This window comes from Bacillus sp. FSL E2-0195 (genome assembly GCF_038003645.1).
GTDB classification, from domain to species: Bacteria; Bacillota; Bacilli; order Bacillales; family Bacillaceae_G; genus Bacillus_A; species Bacillus_A mycoides.
The window spans coordinates 4,284,685-4,304,274 of sequence record NZ_JBBOPN010000001.1 but is presented as its reverse complement, the minus strand read 5'-3'; the positions used below and the strand labels follow the sequence as shown (position 1 = coordinate 4,304,274).

Below are 19,590 nucleotides of genomic sequence, written 5' to 3'. Positions count from 1 at the left end.
ACGTGTGTAGTAAGTTACAGGAGGACGATAGATGAACATTCGGCAACTAGCGCTGCAAAATATAAAGGGAAATTGGCGTAATTATAAAGTGTTTTTCTTAAGTAGTTGTTTTGCCATATTAGCTTCTTATGCATACATGTCTGTCATTGTACATCCGTATATGCAAGAGACGATGTGGTATCAAAATGTACGCTGGGGGCTTATCATATGTAACGTTATAATTATTTCTTTTTTCGTCATATTTATTTTGTATTCTACTTCTATTTTCATAGAAGCACGTAAGAAAGAATTAGGGTTATATATGTTAATGGGAGCAACGAAATCTAAAGTAATAGGAGTGATTATGACCGAGCAAATATTGATCGGAATTTTCGCTAATATTTTCGGTATTGGGCTTGGCATGATTTCTTTAAAACTCTTTTTTATGGTATTTAGTATGTTACTTCATCTTCCGAAAGAACTCCCTGTCATATTTGACATGAGAGCGATTGGTGTAACGTTTGTTACATATATGCTTGTCTTTGTTCTGTTATCTTTTATAAGTGCTTTACGTATATGGAATATAAAAATCATACGGTTATTAAAAGAATTTCGAACAGATAAACGAGAGAGGAAAACATCAAAGTGGCTTTGTTTATTCGGTTTTGCTTGTTTAGGGACGGGATATGCGTTAGCGCTACAAGTGACGATGACAACGATAGCATTATACTTTTTTCCGGTTGTTATACTCATTTCTTTTGGGACGTATTTTTCATTTACACATGGCGCTACACAAATATTAGAAGTGATAAAAAGAAATAAAAGGATTATGTATACATATCCGTATTTATTTATAGTGAATCAATTGTCACATCGAATGAAGGAAAATAGTCGCTTTTTCTTTCTGTTGTCTATGGCAACAACGTTTGTCGTTACGGCGACAGGTACGGTGTTCTTATATTTTTCTAGCATGCAAGATATGTGGCGTGGCGGAGGAGTACACTCATTTTCATACATAGAAAAAGGCACTTCTGCTCATGAAGTTTTCGAGAAAGACAAGGTTGAAAACTTATTACATCAATATGGATATGATGATTTTCAATATATGAGTTTTGTTGGAGTGTATGCATCTTTTCAGTCCAATAAGGGAGAAACAGAGGTAGCGCCGCTTATAAAGGAAAGTGAATACAATCAAGAGGCGAGAAAACAAAAACAGAAAACGTATCATCCTAAAAAAGGAACAGTTACACTTGTTTATTATAATAAACGCAATCATCCGAATGTATATAATCAAAAAGAGATTCAATTACAAGTAATAAATCAAACATATCAATTTGCATTTAACGGTCAGAAAGAAGGGGTACAATTTAACTATCACCCTTCGCACATTAATGGTCTGTTTTTCGTCATGAATGATGAAGATTTTGAGATTATATCAAATACAATTACGGATTCTGAAAAAATGATATATAGAGGTTACACATTACCAAATATCGAAAATACGAAAGATTTGAATGCAGATTTACGGAAACATATGAAACAAGATACAAATGATGCATTTCGAAGTAATATGGAGTTATATGTGAATATGAAAGAGTTCGGTAATATTACTCTATTTGTAGGCTCATTCATTAGTATATTATTCTTCCTTACTTCATGCAGTATCGTATATTTTAAATGGTTTCATAATATTGCATCGGATCGTAAACAGTATGGTGCACTCTCTAAACTTGGGATGACAAAGGAAGAGGTGTGGAAGATTTCTCGTTGGCAATTATGTATGCTATTTTTTGCGCCTATTGTAGTAGGGAGTATGCATAGTGCAGTTGCGTTATATACGTTTCATAATACGATCTTTATGGACGGTTCATTAAGAAAAGTAGGCTTGTTTATTTTATTTTACATTGCTGCATGCATTATGTATTTCTTCTTCGCTCAAAGAGAATATAGGAAACATTTAGACTAGCGAATGCTAGTCTTTTTTAAATATTCGAAATTTACATAGAAGAATATTTAAAATTGTGGTATAACAGTAAGAAAACGAAAAAGAGAGGGAAAAGACGATGATTCGAGTAGGATATTTAGGACCAGAGGCAACATTTACAAATATGGCGGTGAGTCGTTTTTTTCCGGAAGCAGAGCATGTACCGTATCGAACGATTCCAGATTGTATTGATGCAGCTGCAAATGAAAATGTAGATTATGCGGTTGTACCGTTAGAGAACGCCATAGAAGGTTCAGTTAATATAACGGTTGATTATCTCGTACATGAGCAGCCACTTTCCATTGTAGGAGAAATTACAGTGCCAATTCAGCAACATTTACTCGTACACCCGCAGTACGAAGGAGTGTGGAAAGAAGTATACGCTGTGCATTCTCATCCGCATGCCATTGCACAGTGCCATAAGTTTTTAAATGAAGAATTAAAAGGAGTAACTGTTCGAGATATGACATCCACAAGTGCCGCTGCACAATATGTGAAAGAACATCCTGAAGAAAAAATTGCAGCTATTGCAAATGAAGCAGCGGCAGAAAAATACGGATTAACAATTGTAAGGCGTGATATTCATACGCATAAAAACAATCATACACGTTTCCTTGTTCTCCATAAGAAAAAGAAAGCAGTAATCCCAAATAACGGAGAAAACCGAGGAGAGAAAACGACGCTTATGATAACGTTACCTGCTGATTACGCAGGGGCACTATATCAAGTGTTATCAGCTTTCGCATGGAGAAAATTAAACTTATCCAAAATTGAATCGCGCCCGATGAAAACAGGCCTTGGAAATTACTTTTTCTTAATCGACGTCGACAAAGCATATGATGATGTATTATTGCCAGGCGTAACAATGGAACTTGAAGCACTCGGTTTTTCTGTTACTGTGCTGGGGAGTTATTCTTCTTATTGGTTGTAAGGGGAGTGTTTGTCGTATTTTGTAGTTAAGTCGATATAATTTCGGTCGCTAGTATACCGTATGATAGATAAATAGAGTCCCACCTATAAAAGGTGGGATTTATTATTTTAACTTCGAAAGACGATCCTCTAACTGACTACGCCAAATCCCGGCTAGTTCTTGTACAGCAAGAACCTTCTCAATGCCATCTTTATCTTTCCTATTATGAAAATAAATTTCGTTAGAGAACAAAACAGATACATTGTTTGATGGACGCTCTAGTAATGTAATTTTAGAATCTTTACGCACAGTACCTTCTTGAAGAACGCGGCATAAGTAGCCAGTATATCCAGTTGCTACAATGCGTGGTAAAATGCCAGGAATACCGACACGTTTTGAAATTGTGCTACAAGGTACGCGAGCTTGTGTTACTTGAATGATTGCTTCGCCTAGTTGATATGTATCTCCGATGCAAACATCACGCTCTAACATATTTGTTACGGTAATGTTTTCGCCAAATGTGGAAGCTGGAAGTGTAGTTTGAAATTCCTCTTCCCATAGTGCGTAATGCTCGTGTGGGTACACACAAACTGCGCGATCAGGTCCCCCGTGGTGTTTTAAATCCGCTACATCATCACCACGGAATCCGTCTTTTGAGAGGAAGGCCTCTTCTGTAGGATCTTTACATATACCTGTTATCATTTCTTTATCTTCGCCATATTTCATTTGTTTCGGTTTACCAGTGCTAAAGTGAACGAGTTCAATTCCCATAGTTGATCTCCTTTACAATTGATTTCAATATTATATCACTAAAAAAGCACAGAGAATGATGAAAAACTCTGTGCTGTACATTAATTAATAAACGAGAAATCCAGCTCGATCTAGTGCCTCACAGGCAGCATCTAATTTCTCTTTAGAATCTGCTTCGATTGTATGTAAGTGAATACCATCTGTTAGTTGCGAAAGATAGGAAGCGTTTGTGTTTTCGATTTTTTGTAAATATTGTTCTACATCGAAGCGATTACTTACCATAATCGATGCTGTTAAGTCGCCGTATACAGGATGCTCAACTTTTACGTCTTTAATTGTAACGCCGTGGTCAACTAACATAGTAAGTTCTTGACGTACTTCTGCCGGTTTATGTTGGCATACGATTACGCGTTCAAAAGCTTGTTGTCTTGTTTGTGGCTTTAAATATAAATACCCTTGTGCAGTCGCAATAATTGGTTCATTTCGTGCTTTTAGTAAGGAAATGTCTTGAACGATAACTTGCCTACTTACGTTTGTCTTTTTAGATAGTTCATTCCCTGATAACGGTTCATTTGCAGCAAGAAGCCACTCAAGGATGAGTTGTCGTCTTTCTTCGCCTAAAATCTTTTTTTGATCATTTTGTTTCATTATGATTTAACACCTCTATAAAATTGATTTCCAATTGTGTGTAGTGCATGAATAGTTGTATCAATTTGTTCTTTCGTTGTGTGATGTCCGAAAGAAAAGCGGACATATTGTTTTGCCTCTTCATACGTTTTTCCAATTGCAAGCATTGTTTTTGAAGGGTCTTGTTTACCGACTTGGCAAGCACTTCCAGTTGAAATGGCTATACCATGACGGTTACATTCTAACATTGTATACTGACCTTCTATTCCTTTTATTGTAACCCCAATAATATGTGGTAAACAAGAAGTAGAATGTCCTTTCACTTCAATTTCTAGAGGAAGTGTTTGTAATTGCTCTAAAAAATAAGATCGTAATTGTTTAAAACGAAAGCTCTCTTCCTTTTGATTCTTTAATATATGCTCTGCGGCTGTTAAAAAAGCAGCGATTCCAGGAACGTTCACTGTACCAGGGCGAAAGCCTTTTTCATGAGAAGTTCCCGGAAATACTTGTTCCCAGCGAACTTGCGGATTTATATAGCAAGCTCCAACTCCTTTTGGTCCGTATATTTTATGGGCTGAAACAGAAAGACTATCAATCTCCATCGCTTTAACGTCTATTGGAAGTTTACCAAAAGTTTGAACACAATCCGAATGAAATAAAACATTATATTTTTTTAAAAGTGCTCCGATCTCTGCAATGTTTTGAACGGTCCCGATTTCAGAGTTTCCGTGCTGTATACTTGCTAGAGCAGTATCTTCTGTAATAGCTGCTTCTAAATCTACTAAATGAATTATCCCACTTTTATCAACAGGAATCTCAGTAATAGTATAACCTTGCGATTGTAAGGATTGAAAATAACTTCGAATCGATGCGTGTTCCATAGGTGTCGTAATAATGTGCTTTCCATTTCTAGCATTTAGAAGGGATTGAATCGCAAGGTAGTTAGATTCTGAACCGCCGCTTGTAAAGAATACACCTTGTTCCTTACCCCCAATCATTTCTGCAAATGTTTCTCTACAAACTTGTAATAAAGATGATGCACTTCCGCCGATATCGTGTAAACTTTGTTCATTTCCGAAATATGTTTTTGCCGCTGCTATATATGTTTCTAAAGCTTCTTCGCTCATAGGTGTTGTCGCTGCATAATCTAGATATATCATCATGTAATTTCCTCTCTTCAGTAAGAGTGACATTTGTTTTCGTTTTTAGAATGGTAGTGAAAATAAGAATTGTAAAAAAACTCTTGTCATTATTTTAAAACTATGTAAATATAGGTGTCAAGACAGTTGGGAAGTGTAAAGTGGGAGGCAACAATTATGCCAAGTGCAGATGTCTTGATTATTGGAAGTGGCGTTGCGGCGCTTCGTGTTGCGAAAGAGCTTTGTCACGAAAAGAATGTGATAATTATCACAAAAAAAACAGGACGTAATAATAATACACATTTAGCTCAAGGAGGAATTGCAGCAGCTGTTGCTACATATGACGATCCGAGTGGGCATTTTGAAGATACATTAGTGGCAGGTTGCCATTATAACAACGAAGAAGCAGTTCGTTATTTAGTTGAAGAGGGACCGAAAGAAATAAGTAAGCTTATTACGAATGGAATGAAATTTGATGGGGATGAAAAAGGGATCCACCTTGGTAAAGAAGGGGCGCATCGAAAACGGCGCATTTTACATGCCGGAGGAGATGCAACTGGTAAAAATCTATTAGAGCATTTAATACAAGAAGTAGTTCCGAACGTTACTGTCGTTGAGCATGAAATGGTGCTCGATTTCATTATAGAAAATAATAAATGCATAGGAGCTTTAACGCGAAATAGTGAAGGGAAGCTGAAGCGTTACTATGCTGATAATACGGTGTTAGCATCAGGAGGGATAGGTGGTTTGTACGCCTTTACATCGAATGATGAGACAATTACAGGCGATGGACTTGCGATGATATATCGAGCTGGGGGGGAACTTGTTGATTTAGAATTTGTACAATTTCATCCGACGATGTTATACGTGGACGGGCGATGTTGTGGTCTCGTTTCTGAAGCAGTCCGTGGTGAAGGAGCTGTCCTTATAAATGGAAAAGGACAGCGTTTTATGATGGATATACATCCCGGGAAAGATCTCGCACCGCGTGATGTAGTGGCAAGGGCTATTCATGAACAACTTCTTGCAGGTGAAAAAGTGTACTTAAACATCGAAACCATTCAAAACTTTGAACAACGTTTTCCGACCGTCTCATCATTATGTAAAAAGAATGGTATTGATTTAAAAGAAAATTCTATTCCGGTCGTACCGGGCGCTCATTTTCATATGGGCGGCGTGAAGACGAATTGTGACGGAGAGACGTCCATTTCAAACTTATATGCGGTCGGTGAAGTGGCTTGTAATGGAGTTCATGGTGCGAATAGATTGGCGAGTAATTCATTATTAGAAGGTCTTGTGTTTGGAAGACGAATAGGAAAACACATTTTAGCTAAGCCAGCAGAGGAAAGAAAAAATGTGCCGGAAGAGAGAGGGAAAAGTTTTATAGCTCTTAATCATTTACCGTTGAAAGAAGAAATACAAGAATGCATGATGAAATATGTTGGGATTGTGCGAACTGAGAAAAATTTATCATATGCTCAGAGATGGTTTAGTAGGTACGGTGTGCGAAATATGATCTTACAATATGATGCACTTACAAATGAAGAGATAACGCTTATTAATATGTTAACAGTTTGTGAGCTTATAACAGTATCAGCTTTGCAAAGAGAAGACAGTATTGGTGGTCATTATCGCATTGATTATCCAGAAAGAAATAGCGTGAAAAAAGAGATTATCCGAGTGAGAAGAAAACTACAACTTGTTTAATAAGGGGAAGAGGGGTTTTATGAATACGTTAAAAGTTAAGGAAGCATTAAATCGATTTTTTCTAGAAGATATAGGAGAAAGAGATGTAACATCTCAGCTTATCTTTCCCGATAATGCACTTGCGAAAGGAACGTTTCTTGTAAAGGATACAGGGGTATTTGCAGGGTGCTTAGTAATTGAAGAAGGATTTAAATTAATTGATCAGAGAATTGGAGTTGAACTTCATAAAAAAGATGGGGATCTTGTAGAAAAAGGAGAAATAATTGCAACCGTGCAAGGCCCAATCGCATCATTATTAACGGCAGAGCGCGTTATATTAAACGTTATTCAGCGTATGAGCGGGATAGCGACGATGACACGTAAGGCGGTTTTTGCTTTAGATAGCAGTCATACACGCATTTGTGATACGAGAAAAACGATGCCAGGACTACGTATGTTTGATAAATATGCTGTAGTATGCGGGGGCGGATTTAACCACAGATTCGGTTTATATGATGGTGTCATGATTAAAGACAATCATATTGCTTTTGCTGGCTCGATTACAAAAGCTGTTACATCGGTGAAAGAAAGATTGGGACATATGGTGAAAGTAGAAGTCGAAACAGAGACAGAGGCGCAAGTAAGAGAAGCAGTAGAGGCCGGCGCAGATGTTATTATGTTCGATAATCGTACGCCAGAAGAGATTCGTGAGTTTTCAAAAATTGTACCAAGTGCCATCGTCACGGAGGCTTCAGGTGGTATTACAATTGAAGATTTATCAAAATACGGAAAAACAGGGGTAGATTATATTTCACTTGGAGCGTTAACACATTCAGTGAAAGCACTTGATATTAGTTTTAATATTGAGGCCTAATGAGAGTGGTTTAGAGGGGGAGAATCATAAATGGGTATTTTAGAGAAAGTTCAGCCAATCGAAGTAATGTTACCAGAGCGTTATCAAACGATGTCTATATTAGAGATGGAAGAGCGTGTCCGTGAAATTAAAGAAAAAATGGGGGCATTACTATTTATTCCAGGACATCATTATCAAAAAGATGAAGTGGTGCAATTTTCAGATGCAGCAGGGGACTCACTTCAACTCGCGCAAGTTGCAGCGAATAATAAAGAGGCAAAATATATTGTGTTTTGTGGTGTGCACTTTATGGCAGAAACGGCAGATATGTTAACGACAGATGATCAAATTGTCATCTTACCAGATATGCGTGCCGGCTGTTCTATGGCAGATATGGCAGATATTGAACAAACAGAAAGAGCGTGGAAAGAGCTCGCGAAATTATTTGGGGATACGATGATTCCATTAACGTATGTAAATTCAACAGCTGCGATCAAAGCGTTTTGTGGTCGTAATGGAGGGGCAACAGTAACCTCTTCAAATGCAAAACAAATGGTGTCTTGGGCGTTTACACAAAAAGAGCGTCTCGTCTTTTTACCAGACCAACATTTAGGAAGAAATACAGCGTATGATTTAGGTATTCCGTTAGAAAAAATGGCAGTGTGGAACCCGCATACAGATTCATTAGAGTACGATGGAGATATAGAAGAAATTCAAGTGATTTTATGGAAAGGCCATTGTTCTGTTCATCAAAACTTCACTGTGAAAAATATTGAAAATGTGCGAAAAAATCATCCGGATATGAATATTATTGTTCACCCTGAATGTTGTTATGAAGTGGTTGCTGCTTCTGATTATGCAGGATCAACGAAATATATTATTGATATGATTGAAGCAGCTCCGGCGGGAAGTAAGTGGGCGATTGGTACAGAGATGAATTTAGTGAACCGAATTATTCAGCAACATCCAGATAAAGAAATTATTTCGCTAAATCCGTTTATGTGTCCTTGCTTAACGATGAACCGAATTGACTTACCTCACCTGTTATGGGTACTTGAGAACATAGAAAGAGGAGAACAAATTAACGTTATTCGTGTAGAGAAACAAGTAACAGAAGAGGCAGTTCTTGCATTAAATCGTATGTTAGAGCGCGTTTAAAGCAGCGGGATTTCCGTTGCTTTTTTTCGTACATATAATCATAACAAGGATGGAATAGGCATACATTGTGTTGAGGAAATCATTGCGGTTTTTCTATGCTTATTCCACTTCGAATCATATTGAAAATAGAAGAAGTGATAAAAGTAAAAGAAGTTAATGTTGTTTAGAAAGTGTTACTTCAAAGTGTTTTTACTTATAGATAAGTTATACAGGAGGGGGAAAATTTGAAAATTCATATCGTGCAAAAAGGGGAGACCCTTTGGAAAATTGCAAAAAAGTACGGAGTGGATTTTGAAACGCTAAAAAAAACAAATACACAGCTTAGCAATCCAGACCTAATTATGCCAGGGATGAAAATTAAAGTGCCATCGCATAGCGTTCATGTGAAACAACAAACTGGATCGGGTTCAGCGCCCCCGAAACAATATGTAAAAGAGGTGCAGCAAAAAGAGTTTGCATCAACACCAACGCCACTTGCAATAGAAGATGAAGATGAGATCACGTATCAATCAACACCTATTACACAACAACCAGCTATGCAACAAACGCAAAAAGAAATGCAGATAAAACCGCAAAAAGAAATACAGGTGAAGCCGCAAAAGGAAGTGCAAGTGAAGCCACAAAAAGAAGTGCAAAAAGAAATTCCGATTCAAAAAGAGAAGCCAGTTGAAAAGCCGCCTGTCATTCAAAAACCACCTGTTGTAGAGAAAGTAGAAAAACTAAAACCTACTACAAAAGAAAATACTAAATTTTCTATCAATGTGTTACCACAGCCACCGCAACCACCAATTAAAGCGAAAAAAGAATATAAAATTTCAGACGTAATAAAAAAGGGAAGCGAGTTAATTGCTCCTCAAATTAATAAAATGAAACCTAACAATGTCATTTCTCCGCAAACGAAAAAAGACAATATAGGAAACATAGTGTCACCGCAAGTGAAGAAAGAGAATGTAGGGAATATAGTGTCGCCGCAAGTGAAGAAAGAGAATGTAGGGAATATAGTGTCGCCGCAAGTGAAGAAAGAGAATGTAGGGAATATAGTGTCGCCGCAAGTGAAGAAAGAGAATGTAGGGAATATAGTGTCGCCGCAAGTGAAGAAAGAAAATGTAGGGAATATAGTGTCGCCGCAAGTGAAGAAAGAGAATGTAGGGAATATAGTGTCGCCGCAAGTGAAGAAAGAAGAAATGTAGGGAATATAGTGTCGCCGCAAGTGAAAAAAGAAAATGTAGGAAGCATAGTCTCATCAAACGTATCAAAAGAAAGTGTTATTATCCCGCAAGTAATACCGCCTAATATTCAAGTGCCGAATATAATGCCAATAATGGATAACAATCAACCACCAAATATAATGCCAATAATGGATAACAATCAACCACCAAATATAATGCCAATAATGGATAACAATCAACCACCAAATATGATGCCGATAATGGATAACAACCAAATGCCAAATATGATGCCGATAATGGATAACAACCAAATGCCAAATATGATGCCGATAATGGATAACAACCAAATGCCAAACATGATGCCGATAATGGATAACAACCAGATGCCAAACATGATGCCGATAATGGATAACAACCAAATGCCAAACATGATGCCAATAATGGATAACAATCAAATGCCGAACATGATGCCAATAATGGATAACAATCAAATGCCGAACATGATGCCGATAATGGATAACAATCAAATGCCGAACATGATGCCGATAATGGATAACAATCAAATGCCAAACATGATGCCGATAATGGATAACAATCAAATGCCGAACATGATGCCATATCAACAGCCAATGATGCCGCCATATCCGCAGTATCAGCAACAAAATCCATACAATCAAATGCCGTATCAACAAATGGCACCGCAATATACTTCTATGCCAAATCCAAATATGATGCCAATGGATAATAATATGCCACCACTTGTACAAGGGGAAGAAGATTGTGGATGCGGAGGAGAGAGTAGGTTATATAGTCCGCAACCGGGTGGACCACAATACGCCAATCCTTTATATTATCAACCAACTCAGCCAGCATATGCACCACAGCCAGGAACGATGTATTATCAGCCGGACCCACCAAACGTATTTGGAGAACCAGTTTCAGAAGAAGAGGACGAAGAGGAAGTTTAAAAAAAGGTGGGGTTATTCCCACCTTTTTTGTATTCGTGATAGTCAGGAATATGGTGAATTTACATTAAGTGCTAGAAAATTCCTAGTGAAATATTAACAGTGTAAAAACCCTCTCTGTTACTCATCATAAGGGGGAGCTTTTCGAAAGAGAAGTTCATTCTAACAGAGGGGGTTTTTGTATTGAATACGAAAGTAAAGGTTATTGCTGCTTCTTTGTTAGTTACCAGTGCATTAGCTGCATGTGGTACACCAAAAGATAATAATGCGATGGATGGACGTAACTACAATTACGAGCGTACATCTTATAATGATACACACCAGTATCGTGATAATGTAGCGCGTAACGATCGTTCTACAGATTATGTAACATATAGAAACGGTCGTAACGATACAGGATATAATAATTATTACCGTGATGTAAATTACAATGGGCAAATTGCTAATCCACATCCAACTCGTAATATTACAATGAACAATTCATACATTAACAATGATGGTAAAACTGCGGAGAAAATTACGAATCGTGTGAAACGTATGAATAACGTAGACCGAGTTTCTACAGTTGTATATGGAAACGATGTAGCGATTGCGGTAAAACCACGTAATACAGCGACGAATGAAACAGCGATGGCGAACGAAATTCGTCAAGCTGTTGTGAATGAAGTTGGAAATAGAAACGTATATGTTTCTGTAAGAAATGACATGTTTACTCGTGTCGATGCAATGAGTACGCGTTTACGTAACGGCACAGCTACAAACGATTTTAATCGTGACATAACAAATATGTTCCGAGACATTCGTTACGGTCTGACTGGTACTATGCGATAACAAATTAAAGAGGAAGGGATAGCCCTTCCTCTTTATTCATCGTCGTCTTGTAAACGTCGTTTTTTTATAAAATAACTAACGGAGTAAGACGCTAAAAAGCATATGAAGAGAATACCACCTGTTAAAATAGCTTCAAATAGAGGTCTTTCTGGACTGAAAATGATATAAATAATAGCCATGATAATTCCTACAATAAGAGAGCGTAAAATAATTTTGTAATAAGGAGTTAACTTTATTTCATTTTCGCTTTCTTCTACATCGATAGAAACGCTTAACTGTAAATAACTAAGTACAATACTTGTAAGAATAAATAATAACCACAATGGAGATTTCGTAATTTGATCCATTCCTTCTGTGAATCCGATATAGCCTAAAATTCCGATTATACCAATTGATTGAAAAAGAAAGGCAATACGTATGTTTTTTAACATTTGAAGTATGAGGCGTTCATCTTTAATTTTTTTCAAGACATTCATCCCCTGTTTATATTTATAGTATTAATTGTAACATATATATTGCATTAATCCATTTATAATTTACATAAATTTCAATTGGTTGAAAGAGGAAGAAAAATATATTTAGAAATATATTGCGCTTCTACCTTGTTAATGTTATATTAGCAAAGCGATGAGCTAATTTACGTAAGTCGAGAGATATGCTTAAGTGCTAAACACGCGAATGTGGTCGCCTGGTCTTTCGCCGTAAACGCATCAGACGCCTGCTTTGCAGGCGTCTTTCATTTTATATAAAAGTAAATGATACATGCAGATGAGGATTAACCCTTATCTGCATTTTTTGTCCCGCATTAACGGGCAGTAAGACTCCCACCTCAAAATTCGGCGAATGCGAGGGAGTTAGGTGGGAGATCAACTGCCCGTAAAAGCCCGATTGGTTCAACTAATAATCAGTGGGGGGATGAACAAAACCCCCCACTGATTAAAGTTTCACTTTATTTTCCTTAGAAATTTAATGCTATTGTTTATATGGATAAAACCCCCATTTCCGGAAAAGCTACAAATGAAAGTATGATTTTGCCTAGAAGAGGTGAACGGAAATGAAATGGATGCTAATTGCAGTGCAAGCTTTCGTTGTGATGTTTTGCTTAGCTTATGGATCCGATGTGAGGGCAGAAATAACAGAAAAAGTACCTGAAGTTACAATTTTATTAGAGCGTATGTATGTTGATGGAGAAGTAAGCGAGGAAATACTGACAGAAAAAGTAGCGGATTTAGAAAAGTTTTTGCAGCAATATAAAGAATGGCAACTTGTTGATCGTGATGATGTGCAAATCGTATTACAAAGGAAAGTTGATGATATTTCTCCTTTACTGAAAACGAGCGGTTATTTTGGTGTTTCAGAGGAGGGGATATTGCAAATTTTTAAAGGGGTACCGAAAAGTGATAACGCGATCCATTCCTTCTTTCAAATTGATATGAAAAAGCTTGAGAGTTATGAGCGAGCAAAACTAAAGCGTGGTATTCGTATTAAGTCAAAAGAAGGATTCGTGAAGACAATCGAAAAAATGAAGCAATACGCAGTGCAAAATAATAAAAAAAGCAGCTCAGGGTGAGCTGCTTTTTTTATTTATTCTTAGCTAAAATCTCTTTTGCGATTTCATCAATTAGCATATCTTTTCCGATTGGATTGAATGCTTTCGTATTGAAGGCTTCATTCGATACTTCATATACGTGATTGTTTTTTACTGCTTTATTATCTTTCCAAACCGCACTGTTTTTATAGTCTTCGTACACTTTATCAGCTTCTCCGCCGAAGTTTACAATAAACATTTGATCAGGCTGGAATGCAACAAGACCTTCTAGTGATACTTGTGCCATCGTTTGTTTTAAATCTGTACCTTTTGTTGCTGGAAGCTTTAAGTCGTTAAAGATGATGTCACCGTATCCGAAGCTACCGTATACACGGAAGTTTTGTGGTGTAACTGCAACGAACATAAAGTTCTCATCTTTTGTTTTCTCTTTAATTTTTTTAGATAAAGAGTCTGCTTTTTTATCGTAATCTGCAATCCATTTGTCTGCTTTCTTTTCTTCGTCAAATAGTTTACCTACTTCTTTAAACTTACCGCGCCAGTCTTCTAGATTTGTTTCCAGAACAACTGTCGGTGCCACTTTTTCTAGTTGATCATAAATTTTCAATTGACGATTGTTTAAAATAATTAAGTCTGGTTTTAAAGCAGTAACAGCCTCTAAATCAACTTTAGGTGCCCAATACCAGCCAACTGCTTTTACTCCGTCTAACTTTTCAGTTAAATGATTTTGGATTTTATCTTTATATGTGTTTGCTGTGCCAACAGGTTTATGTCCAAGGATTAATAATTCCTCTGTTGATCCAGATAAATCAACAATTCTCTTTGGATTAGCTGGAATTGTTGCTTCCCCTTTAGCATGTTTTACAACTTTTGTTTTCGGTTGTTCTTTTGTTTTTTCTTCTTCTTTTTGAGAAGAACAGCCAACGATAGAAAGAACAACTAGCATGATAGTAAATAAAATAAATAGCTTTTGTTTCATCCTGATGTAACCCCTTTAATTAATATTGATAATCATTATTGACTCCTGTATAGTAATGTTCTTTTTGTATTTATGTCAATAGAAAAAAACGGAAATTGTAAACGGGGAACATTTGTTGGGGCAGTCTCGCTTTTCTATTGTTAAATATGTTAAAATGGAATACATGATTTGAGAGGGAGAGATCGTATTTTGTTTGAATATGTTACAGGTTACGTGGAGTATGTAGGACCGGAATATGTCGTAATTGACCATAATGGAATTGGTTATCAAATTTTCACACCAAATCCGTATGTATTTCAAAGAAGTAAGCAAGAAATCCGTGTCTATACATATCATTATGTGAGAGAAGATATTATGGCACTTTACGGTTTTAAAACACGTGAAGAGCGTTTATTATTTACAAAATTGTTAGGTGTATCGGGGATTGGACCAAAAGGTGCTCTTGCAATTTTAGCTTCTGGTCAAACCGGACAGGTCGTTCAAGCGATTGAACATGAAGATGAGAAGTTCTTAGTGAAGTTCCCAGGCGTCGGAAAGAAAACAGCGCGCCAAATGATTTTAGATTTAAAAGGAAAACTAGCAGATGTTGTACCAGATGCGTTTGTTGATTTGTTCTCAGATACTGAAAGTTTTGATACGAAGAAAGGTTCATCAGTTGAACTTGATGAAGCACTGGAAGCACTGCGTGCACTTGGCTATGCAGAACGAGAAGTCTCTCGCGTTGTACCAGAGTTATTAAAAGAATCACTAACGACGGATCAATATATTAAAAAGGCACTTAGTCTTTTACTAAATGGTAAGAGGTGAGTATAATGGACGAACGTCTCCTTTCAGGGGAATCTGGATACGAAGATGCGGATTTAGAGTATTCATTACGGCCACAGACGCTCCGTCAGTACATTGGCCAAGATAAAGCGAAACATAATTTAGAAGTGTTTATTGAAGCGGCGAAAATGCGTGAAGAAACGTTAGATCACGTACTTTTATATGGCCCACCTGGAATTGGTAAAACGACGCTTGCGAATATTATTGCCAATGAAATGGGTGTTAACATTCGAACGACGTCAGGTCCCGCAATTGAAAGACCAGGAGATTTAGCAGCTGTATTAACAGCGCTTCAGCCAGGAGATGTATTATTTATTGATGAAATTCATCGTTTGCATAGATCTATTGAAGAAGTGCTATACCCAGCGATGGAAGACTTTTGCCTTGATATCGTTATTGGGAAAGGACCATCAGCTCGCTCTGTACGCCTAGATTTACCTCCATTTACGCTAGTTGGGGCAACGACGCGTGCAGGTGCATTATCAGCACCACTTCGTGACCGTTTCGGTGTACTTTCACGATTAGAGTACTATACAGTAGATCAGCTTTCTGCGATTGTAGAACGCACAGCAGAAGTGTTTGAAGTTGAAATAGATTCGTTAGCTGCATTAGAAATTGCAAGACGTGCCCGTGGTACACCTCGTATTGCGAATCGTCTATTACGACGTGTACGTGACTTCGCACAAGTTCGCAGTGACGGAACGATTGCGATGGAAATTACACAAATGGCGTTAGAACTATTACAAGTAGATAAATTAGGACTTGATCATATCGACCATAAATTACTGCTTGGTATTATTGAAAAGTTCCGCGGTGGTCCAGTTGGATTAGAAACTGTTTCAGCAACGATTGGGGAAGAATCTCATACGATTGAAGATGTGTATGAGCCGTATTTATTACAAATTGGCTTTTTACAAAGAACGCCAAGAGGCCGGATCGTAACACCGCTCGCATATGAGCATTTCGGAATGGAGATGCCCAAAGTATGACGGAGATGCCAAAGCTGCTTATTACAGCTGGTATTTTGCTCATTGTTGTTGGATTAGCTTGGAAGTTCATAGGAAGGCTTCCAGGCGATATTTTTGTGAAAAAAGGTAACGTTACCTTTTATTTTCCTATCATTACATGTATTGTGTTAAGTATTGCATTATCTTTCATTATGTATATAATAAATCGATTCAAATAAGAAATAGGTGGATACAGTTATGGATATTAATCTGTTTGATTTTCATTTACCAGAAGAACTCATTGCACAAATTCCGCTTGAAGAGCGTGAAACATCAAGATTGATGGTGTTAGACCGTGAAACAGGAGATATTGGGCATAAACATTTTACAGACATTCTTTCTTACTTACAAGAGGGGGATTGCTTAGTTTTAAATGAAACGAAAGTGATGCCAGCTCGCTTGCACGGTGTGAAAGAAGATACAGGTGCACACATTGAAGTGCTTCTTTTGAAACAAGAGGAAGGCGATAAGTGGGAAACGCTTATAAAGCCAGCGAAGCGTGTAAAAGAAGGAACTGTCATCTCTTTTGGTGAAGGAAAGTTAAAAGCAACTTGCATTGGAACAGCAGATCAAGGTGGGCGTCAACTTGAGTTTTCATATGACGGCATCTTTTATGAAATTTTAGACGAGCTTGGAGAAATGCCACTTCCTCCATATATTAAAGAGACGCTAGAAGATCGCGATCGTTATCAAACGGTATATGCGAAGGAAATCGGTTCAGCAGCAGCACCGACGGCTGGCCTTCACTTTACAGAAGAGTTACTTGAGAAATTGAAGCAAAAAGGCGTCGGGTTAGCATTCATTACACTCCATGTAGGACTTGGAACTTTTAGACCAGTTTCTGCAGATACTATTGAAGAGCATCATATGCACGCAGAGTATTACCATATGTCTGAAGAGACTGCGGCGTTATTAAACCGCGTGAAAGAGAATGGCGGCCGTATTATTACTGTAGGTACGACATCAACTCGTACGTTAGAAACGATTGCGACAGATAATAGTGGTAAGCTTTGCGCAGCTTCTGGCTGGACAGATATTTTTATGTATCCAGGATATGAATTTAAAGCAATTGATGGTTTAATTACAAACTTCCATTTGCCGAAATCAACATTAATTATGCTTGTAAGTGCATTTTCAAATAGAGATAATGTACTTCATGCTTATAATGAAGCAGTAAAAGAAAAATATCGTTTCTTTAGTTTCGGTGATGCGATGTTCGTTGCATCTCACGCTAAAATGAGAAACAAATAAAAGGAGTAAATTATGACAGCAATTCGTTATGAATTTATTAAAACTTGTAAACAAACGGGTGCGCGTTTAGGTCGAGTGCACACGCCACACGGCTCATTTGATACACCGACATTTATGCCAGTTGGTACACTTGCAACAGTTAAAACAATGTCACCAGAAGAATTAAAAGCAATGGATTCTGGCATTATTTTAAGCAATACGTATCATTTATGGCTACGTCCAGGCCACGAAATTATTCGTGAAGCAGGTGGCTTGCATAAGTTTATGAACTGGGATCGTGCAATCTTAACGGATTCAGGTGGATTCCAAGTATTTAGCTTAAGTGATTTCCGACGTATTGAAGAGGAAGGTGTTCATTTCCGCAATCACTTAAATGGCGATAAATTATTCTTATCTCCAGAAAAAGCGATGGAAATCCAAAATGCATTAGGTTCAGATATCATGATGGCATTTGATGAGTGTCCACCGTTCCCAGCTACTTTTGAATACATGAAAAAGTCGGTAGAGCGTACAAGCCGCTGGGCAGAGCGTTGCCTAAAGGCGCATGAACGTCCGCAAGATCAAGGTTTATTCGGTATTGTACAGGGCGGGGAGTTTGAAGAACTTCGTCGTCAAAGTGCGAAAGATCTTGTTTCAATGGACTTCCCTGGCTATGCTATCGGCGGTCTATCTGTTGGTGAACCGAAGGATATTATGAATCGTGTTCTTGAGTTTACAACACCACTTCTTCCTGATGATAAACCACGTTACTTAATGGGTGTAGGTTCTCCTGACTCGTTAATTGATGGTGCGATTCGCGGTGTTGATATGTTTGACTGTGTACTTCCAACTCGTATCGCTCGAAATGGTACATGTATGACAAGTGAAGGCCGCTTAGTTGTGAAAAATGCGAAATTCGCTAGAGACTTCGGGCCGCTTGATCCGAACTGTGATTGCTACACATGTAAAAACTATTCTCGTGCGTACATTCGTCACTTAATGAAATGTGATGAAACGTTCGGAATTCGTTTAACGTCTTATCACAACCTTCATTTTCTGTTAAACTTAATGGAGCAGGTGAGACAAGCTATTCGTGAAGACCGTCTTGGCGATTTCCGCGAAGAGTTCTTTGAACAGTATGGCTTTAATAAACCGAATGCTAAAAACTTCTAATACATAATTTAAAAGGAGGAACACAAGATGAATGCAGGTATGATGAATATCGTTATGATTGTTGCGATGTTTGCGATTTTCTATTTCTTATTAATTCGCCCGCAACAAAAGCGTCAAAAAGCAGTTGCACAAATGCAAAATGAAATCAAAAAAGGTGATGCTATCGTAACAATCGGTGGTTTACACGCTACAATCGAATCAGTGGATGAAACAAAAATTGTTGTTAAATCTGGTGGTGCACACTTAACTTTCGATCGCAATGCGATTCGTGAAGTTGTGAAAAACTAATGATGAAGGCCCTGCATGAAATGTGCAGGGCCTTTTTTTAACTATTTTGTTTTGACATATTTACACCGAAAATACCTCCGAGTGTACTCGCACCCATCAATGCTAATTGGTAGAGTAACTGTGAGTTCGATAAAGTTTGAGAGAAGCCTAAATAGTTAACGAGAAAGACGAGAATAGCGAATGTAAGGCCTGTTGTGAAACCTACTAGCCATCCTTTTCCTTGTGCCTTTTTACCAGCAATAAATCCGGACATAAGCATAGATAGAAGGGCTATTATAAAAATAATAATTACTAATGTCCCTTCATTAATATTCGTAAATTTTAATAAAAGAGCCATGATCATACTTGTAATAGATGCGAGGATTAATAGGGTAATAATACCGAAGCCGATTGCGCTCGATAATTTTTTCGTTCCATCCATTATGCATTCCCCCTTTTTAATACAAGCATATTTTCATTTTGTTTAAGTTAGACTAGTTTCTTTTTTTGTA

Annotated in this window: 20 protein-coding genes and 1 pseudogene; 15 read left to right on the top strand and 6 right to left on the bottom strand. The window is 37.5% G+C overall.

From position 1 onward, the window contains the following. Nucleotides 1–31: 31 nt before the first annotated feature. On the top strand, nt 32–1,945 hold the full coding sequence (locus MHH59_RS22180; RefSeq protein WP_340852354.1) for an ABC transporter permease: 1,914 nt from the start codon (nt 32–34) through the stop codon (nt 1,943–1,945). A 97-nt stretch (nt 1,946–2,042) separates the two neighbouring features. Continuing rightward, entirely contained in the window at nt 2,043–2,894 is an 852-nt protein-coding gene (gene pheA, locus MHH59_RS22175) for a prephenate dehydratase (RefSeq protein ID WP_340852353.1), read from the top strand. A gap of 102 nt (nt 2,895–2,996) precedes the next feature. Here the strand turns inward: pheA and MHH59_RS22170 are convergent, their stop codons facing one another. The 3 genes from MHH59_RS22170 to MHH59_RS22160 form a co-directional block, all read right to left on the bottom strand. After that, nucleotides 2,997–3,644, bottom strand: coding sequence for an MOSC domain-containing protein (locus tag MHH59_RS22170; RefSeq protein WP_078178156.1), 648 nt, complete (start codon nt 3,642–3,644; stop codon nt 2,997–2,999). Between the two features lie 84 nt (nt 3,645–3,728). Next, on the bottom strand, nt 3,729–4,271 hold the full coding sequence (locus MHH59_RS22165) for a transcription repressor NadR (RefSeq protein WP_002034157.1): 543 nt from the start codon (nt 4,269–4,271) through the stop codon (nt 3,729–3,731). Then, nucleotides 4,271–5,413 (bottom strand): IscS subfamily cysteine desulfurase, encoded by a 1,143-nt coding sequence (locus MHH59_RS22160; protein WP_002034158.1) that lies wholly within the window; start codon nt 5,411–5,413, stop codon nt 4,271–4,273. The genes MHH59_RS22165 and MHH59_RS22160 overlap by 1 nt, the downstream gene beginning before the upstream one ends. 153 nt (nt 5,414–5,566) lie before the next feature. Here MHH59_RS22160 and nadB point away from each other — a divergent pair, with 153 nt between their 5' ends. The 6 genes and pseudogenes from nadB to MHH59_RS22135 all read left to right on the top strand — a co-directional run bounded on the left by nadB (nt 5,567) and on the right by MHH59_RS22135 (nt 12,051). After that, nucleotides 5,567–7,096: an L-aspartate oxidase gene (gene nadB / locus MHH59_RS22155; protein WP_078178154.1), complete on the top strand. Its 1,530-nt coding sequence runs from the start codon at nt 5,567–5,569 to the stop codon at nt 7,094–7,096. A gap of 19 nt (nt 7,097–7,115) precedes the next feature. Beyond that, nucleotides 7,116–7,949 (top strand): carboxylating nicotinate-nucleotide diphosphorylase, encoded by an 834-nt coding sequence (gene nadC, locus MHH59_RS22150; RefSeq protein WP_002034160.1) that lies wholly within the window; start codon nt 7,116–7,118, stop codon nt 7,947–7,949. Nucleotides 7,950–7,979: 30 nt separating this feature from the next. Continuing rightward, on the top strand, nt 7,980–9,086 hold the full coding sequence (nadA, locus tag MHH59_RS22145; protein ID WP_002034162.1) for a quinolinate synthase NadA: 1,107 nt from the start codon (nt 7,980–7,982) through the stop codon (nt 9,084–9,086). A gap of 224 nt (nt 9,087–9,310) precedes the next feature. Beyond that, nucleotides 9,311–9,467 (top strand): annotated as a pseudogene (safA, locus tag MHH59_RS30885) (SafA/ExsA family spore coat assembly protein); the annotation flags it as partial. Nucleotides 9,468–10,296: 829 nt separating this feature from the next. Next, a complete protein-coding gene (locus MHH59_RS30880; protein ID WP_445290619.1) occupies nt 10,297–11,223 on the top strand; it encodes a hypothetical protein in 927 nt (308 codons plus the stop codon). A 180-nt stretch (nt 11,224–11,403) separates the two neighbouring features. After that, entirely contained in the window at nt 11,404–12,051 is a 648-nt protein-coding gene (locus tag MHH59_RS22135; RefSeq protein ID WP_002034140.1) for a YhcN/YlaJ family sporulation lipoprotein, read from the top strand. Nucleotides 12,052–12,083: 32 nt separating this feature from the next. Here MHH59_RS22135 and MHH59_RS22130 read toward each other — a convergent pair whose 3' ends face one another. Next, nucleotides 12,084–12,518, bottom strand: a complete 435-nt coding sequence (locus tag MHH59_RS22130) for a hypothetical protein (protein ID WP_002129237.1) — start codon at nt 12,516–12,518, stop codon at nt 12,084–12,086. A 587-nt stretch (nt 12,519–13,105) separates the two neighbouring features. On the opposite strand from MHH59_RS22130, the gene MHH59_RS22125 reads away from it, so the two are divergent. Beyond that, the gene (locus tag MHH59_RS22125; RefSeq protein WP_002167631.1) at nt 13,106–13,621 is read left to right on the top strand and encodes a BofC C-terminal domain-containing protein; all 516 of its coding nucleotides are present in this window, start codon (nt 13,106–13,108) and stop codon (nt 13,619–13,621) included. 10 nt (nt 13,622–13,631) lie between these two features. Here MHH59_RS22125 and MHH59_RS22120 read toward each other — a convergent pair whose 3' ends face one another. Then, nucleotides 13,632–14,576 (bottom strand): iron-hydroxamate ABC transporter substrate-binding protein, encoded by a 945-nt coding sequence (locus MHH59_RS22120; protein WP_002167632.1) that lies wholly within the window; start codon nt 14,574–14,576, stop codon nt 13,632–13,634. 189 nt (nt 14,577–14,765) lie between these two features. Between MHH59_RS22120 and ruvA the strand changes: the two genes are divergently transcribed. From ruvA to yajC, 6 genes are read left to right on the top strand one after another with little or no spacing between them, the layout of a single operon-like run. Continuing rightward, a complete protein-coding gene (ruvA, locus tag MHH59_RS22115) occupies nt 14,766–15,383 on the top strand; it encodes a Holliday junction DNA helicase RuvA (RefSeq protein ID WP_002088786.1) in 618 nt (205 codons plus the stop codon). Nucleotides 15,384–15,388: 5 nt separating this feature from the next. Next, nucleotides 15,389–16,390, top strand: coding sequence for a Holliday junction branch migration DNA helicase RuvB (gene ruvB / locus MHH59_RS22110; RefSeq protein WP_340852347.1), 1,002 nt, complete (start codon nt 15,389–15,391; stop codon nt 16,388–16,390). Further along, a complete protein-coding gene (locus tag MHH59_RS22105) occupies nt 16,387–16,587 on the top strand; it encodes a DUF2905 domain-containing protein (RefSeq protein ID WP_000138161.1) in 201 nt (66 codons plus the stop codon). The genes ruvB and MHH59_RS22105 overlap by 4 nt, the downstream gene beginning before the upstream one ends. A 19-nt stretch (nt 16,588–16,606) precedes the next feature. Further along, entirely contained in the window at nt 16,607–17,659 is a 1,053-nt protein-coding gene (queA, locus tag MHH59_RS22100; RefSeq protein WP_340852346.1) for a tRNA preQ1(34) S-adenosylmethionine ribosyltransferase-isomerase QueA, read from the top strand. 12 nt (nt 17,660–17,671) lie between these two features. Further along, a complete protein-coding gene (tgt, locus tag MHH59_RS22095) occupies nt 17,672–18,811 on the top strand; it encodes a tRNA guanosine(34) transglycosylase Tgt (RefSeq protein WP_002015319.1) in 1,140 nt (379 codons plus the stop codon). A 27-nt stretch (nt 18,812–18,838) separates the two neighbouring features. Continuing rightward, a complete protein-coding gene (gene yajC, locus MHH59_RS22090) occupies nt 18,839–19,099 on the top strand; it encodes a preprotein translocase subunit YajC (RefSeq protein ID WP_002015317.1) in 261 nt (86 codons plus the stop codon). 37 nt (nt 19,100–19,136) lie between these two features. Here the strand turns inward: yajC and MHH59_RS22085 are convergent, their stop codons facing one another. After that, complete coding sequence (locus MHH59_RS22085; RefSeq protein ID WP_002015315.1) at nt 19,137–19,520, bottom strand: TIGR04086 family membrane protein; 384 nt, start codon at nt 19,518–19,520, stop codon at nt 19,137–19,139. Between the last annotated feature and the right edge of the window lie 70 nt (nt 19,521–19,590).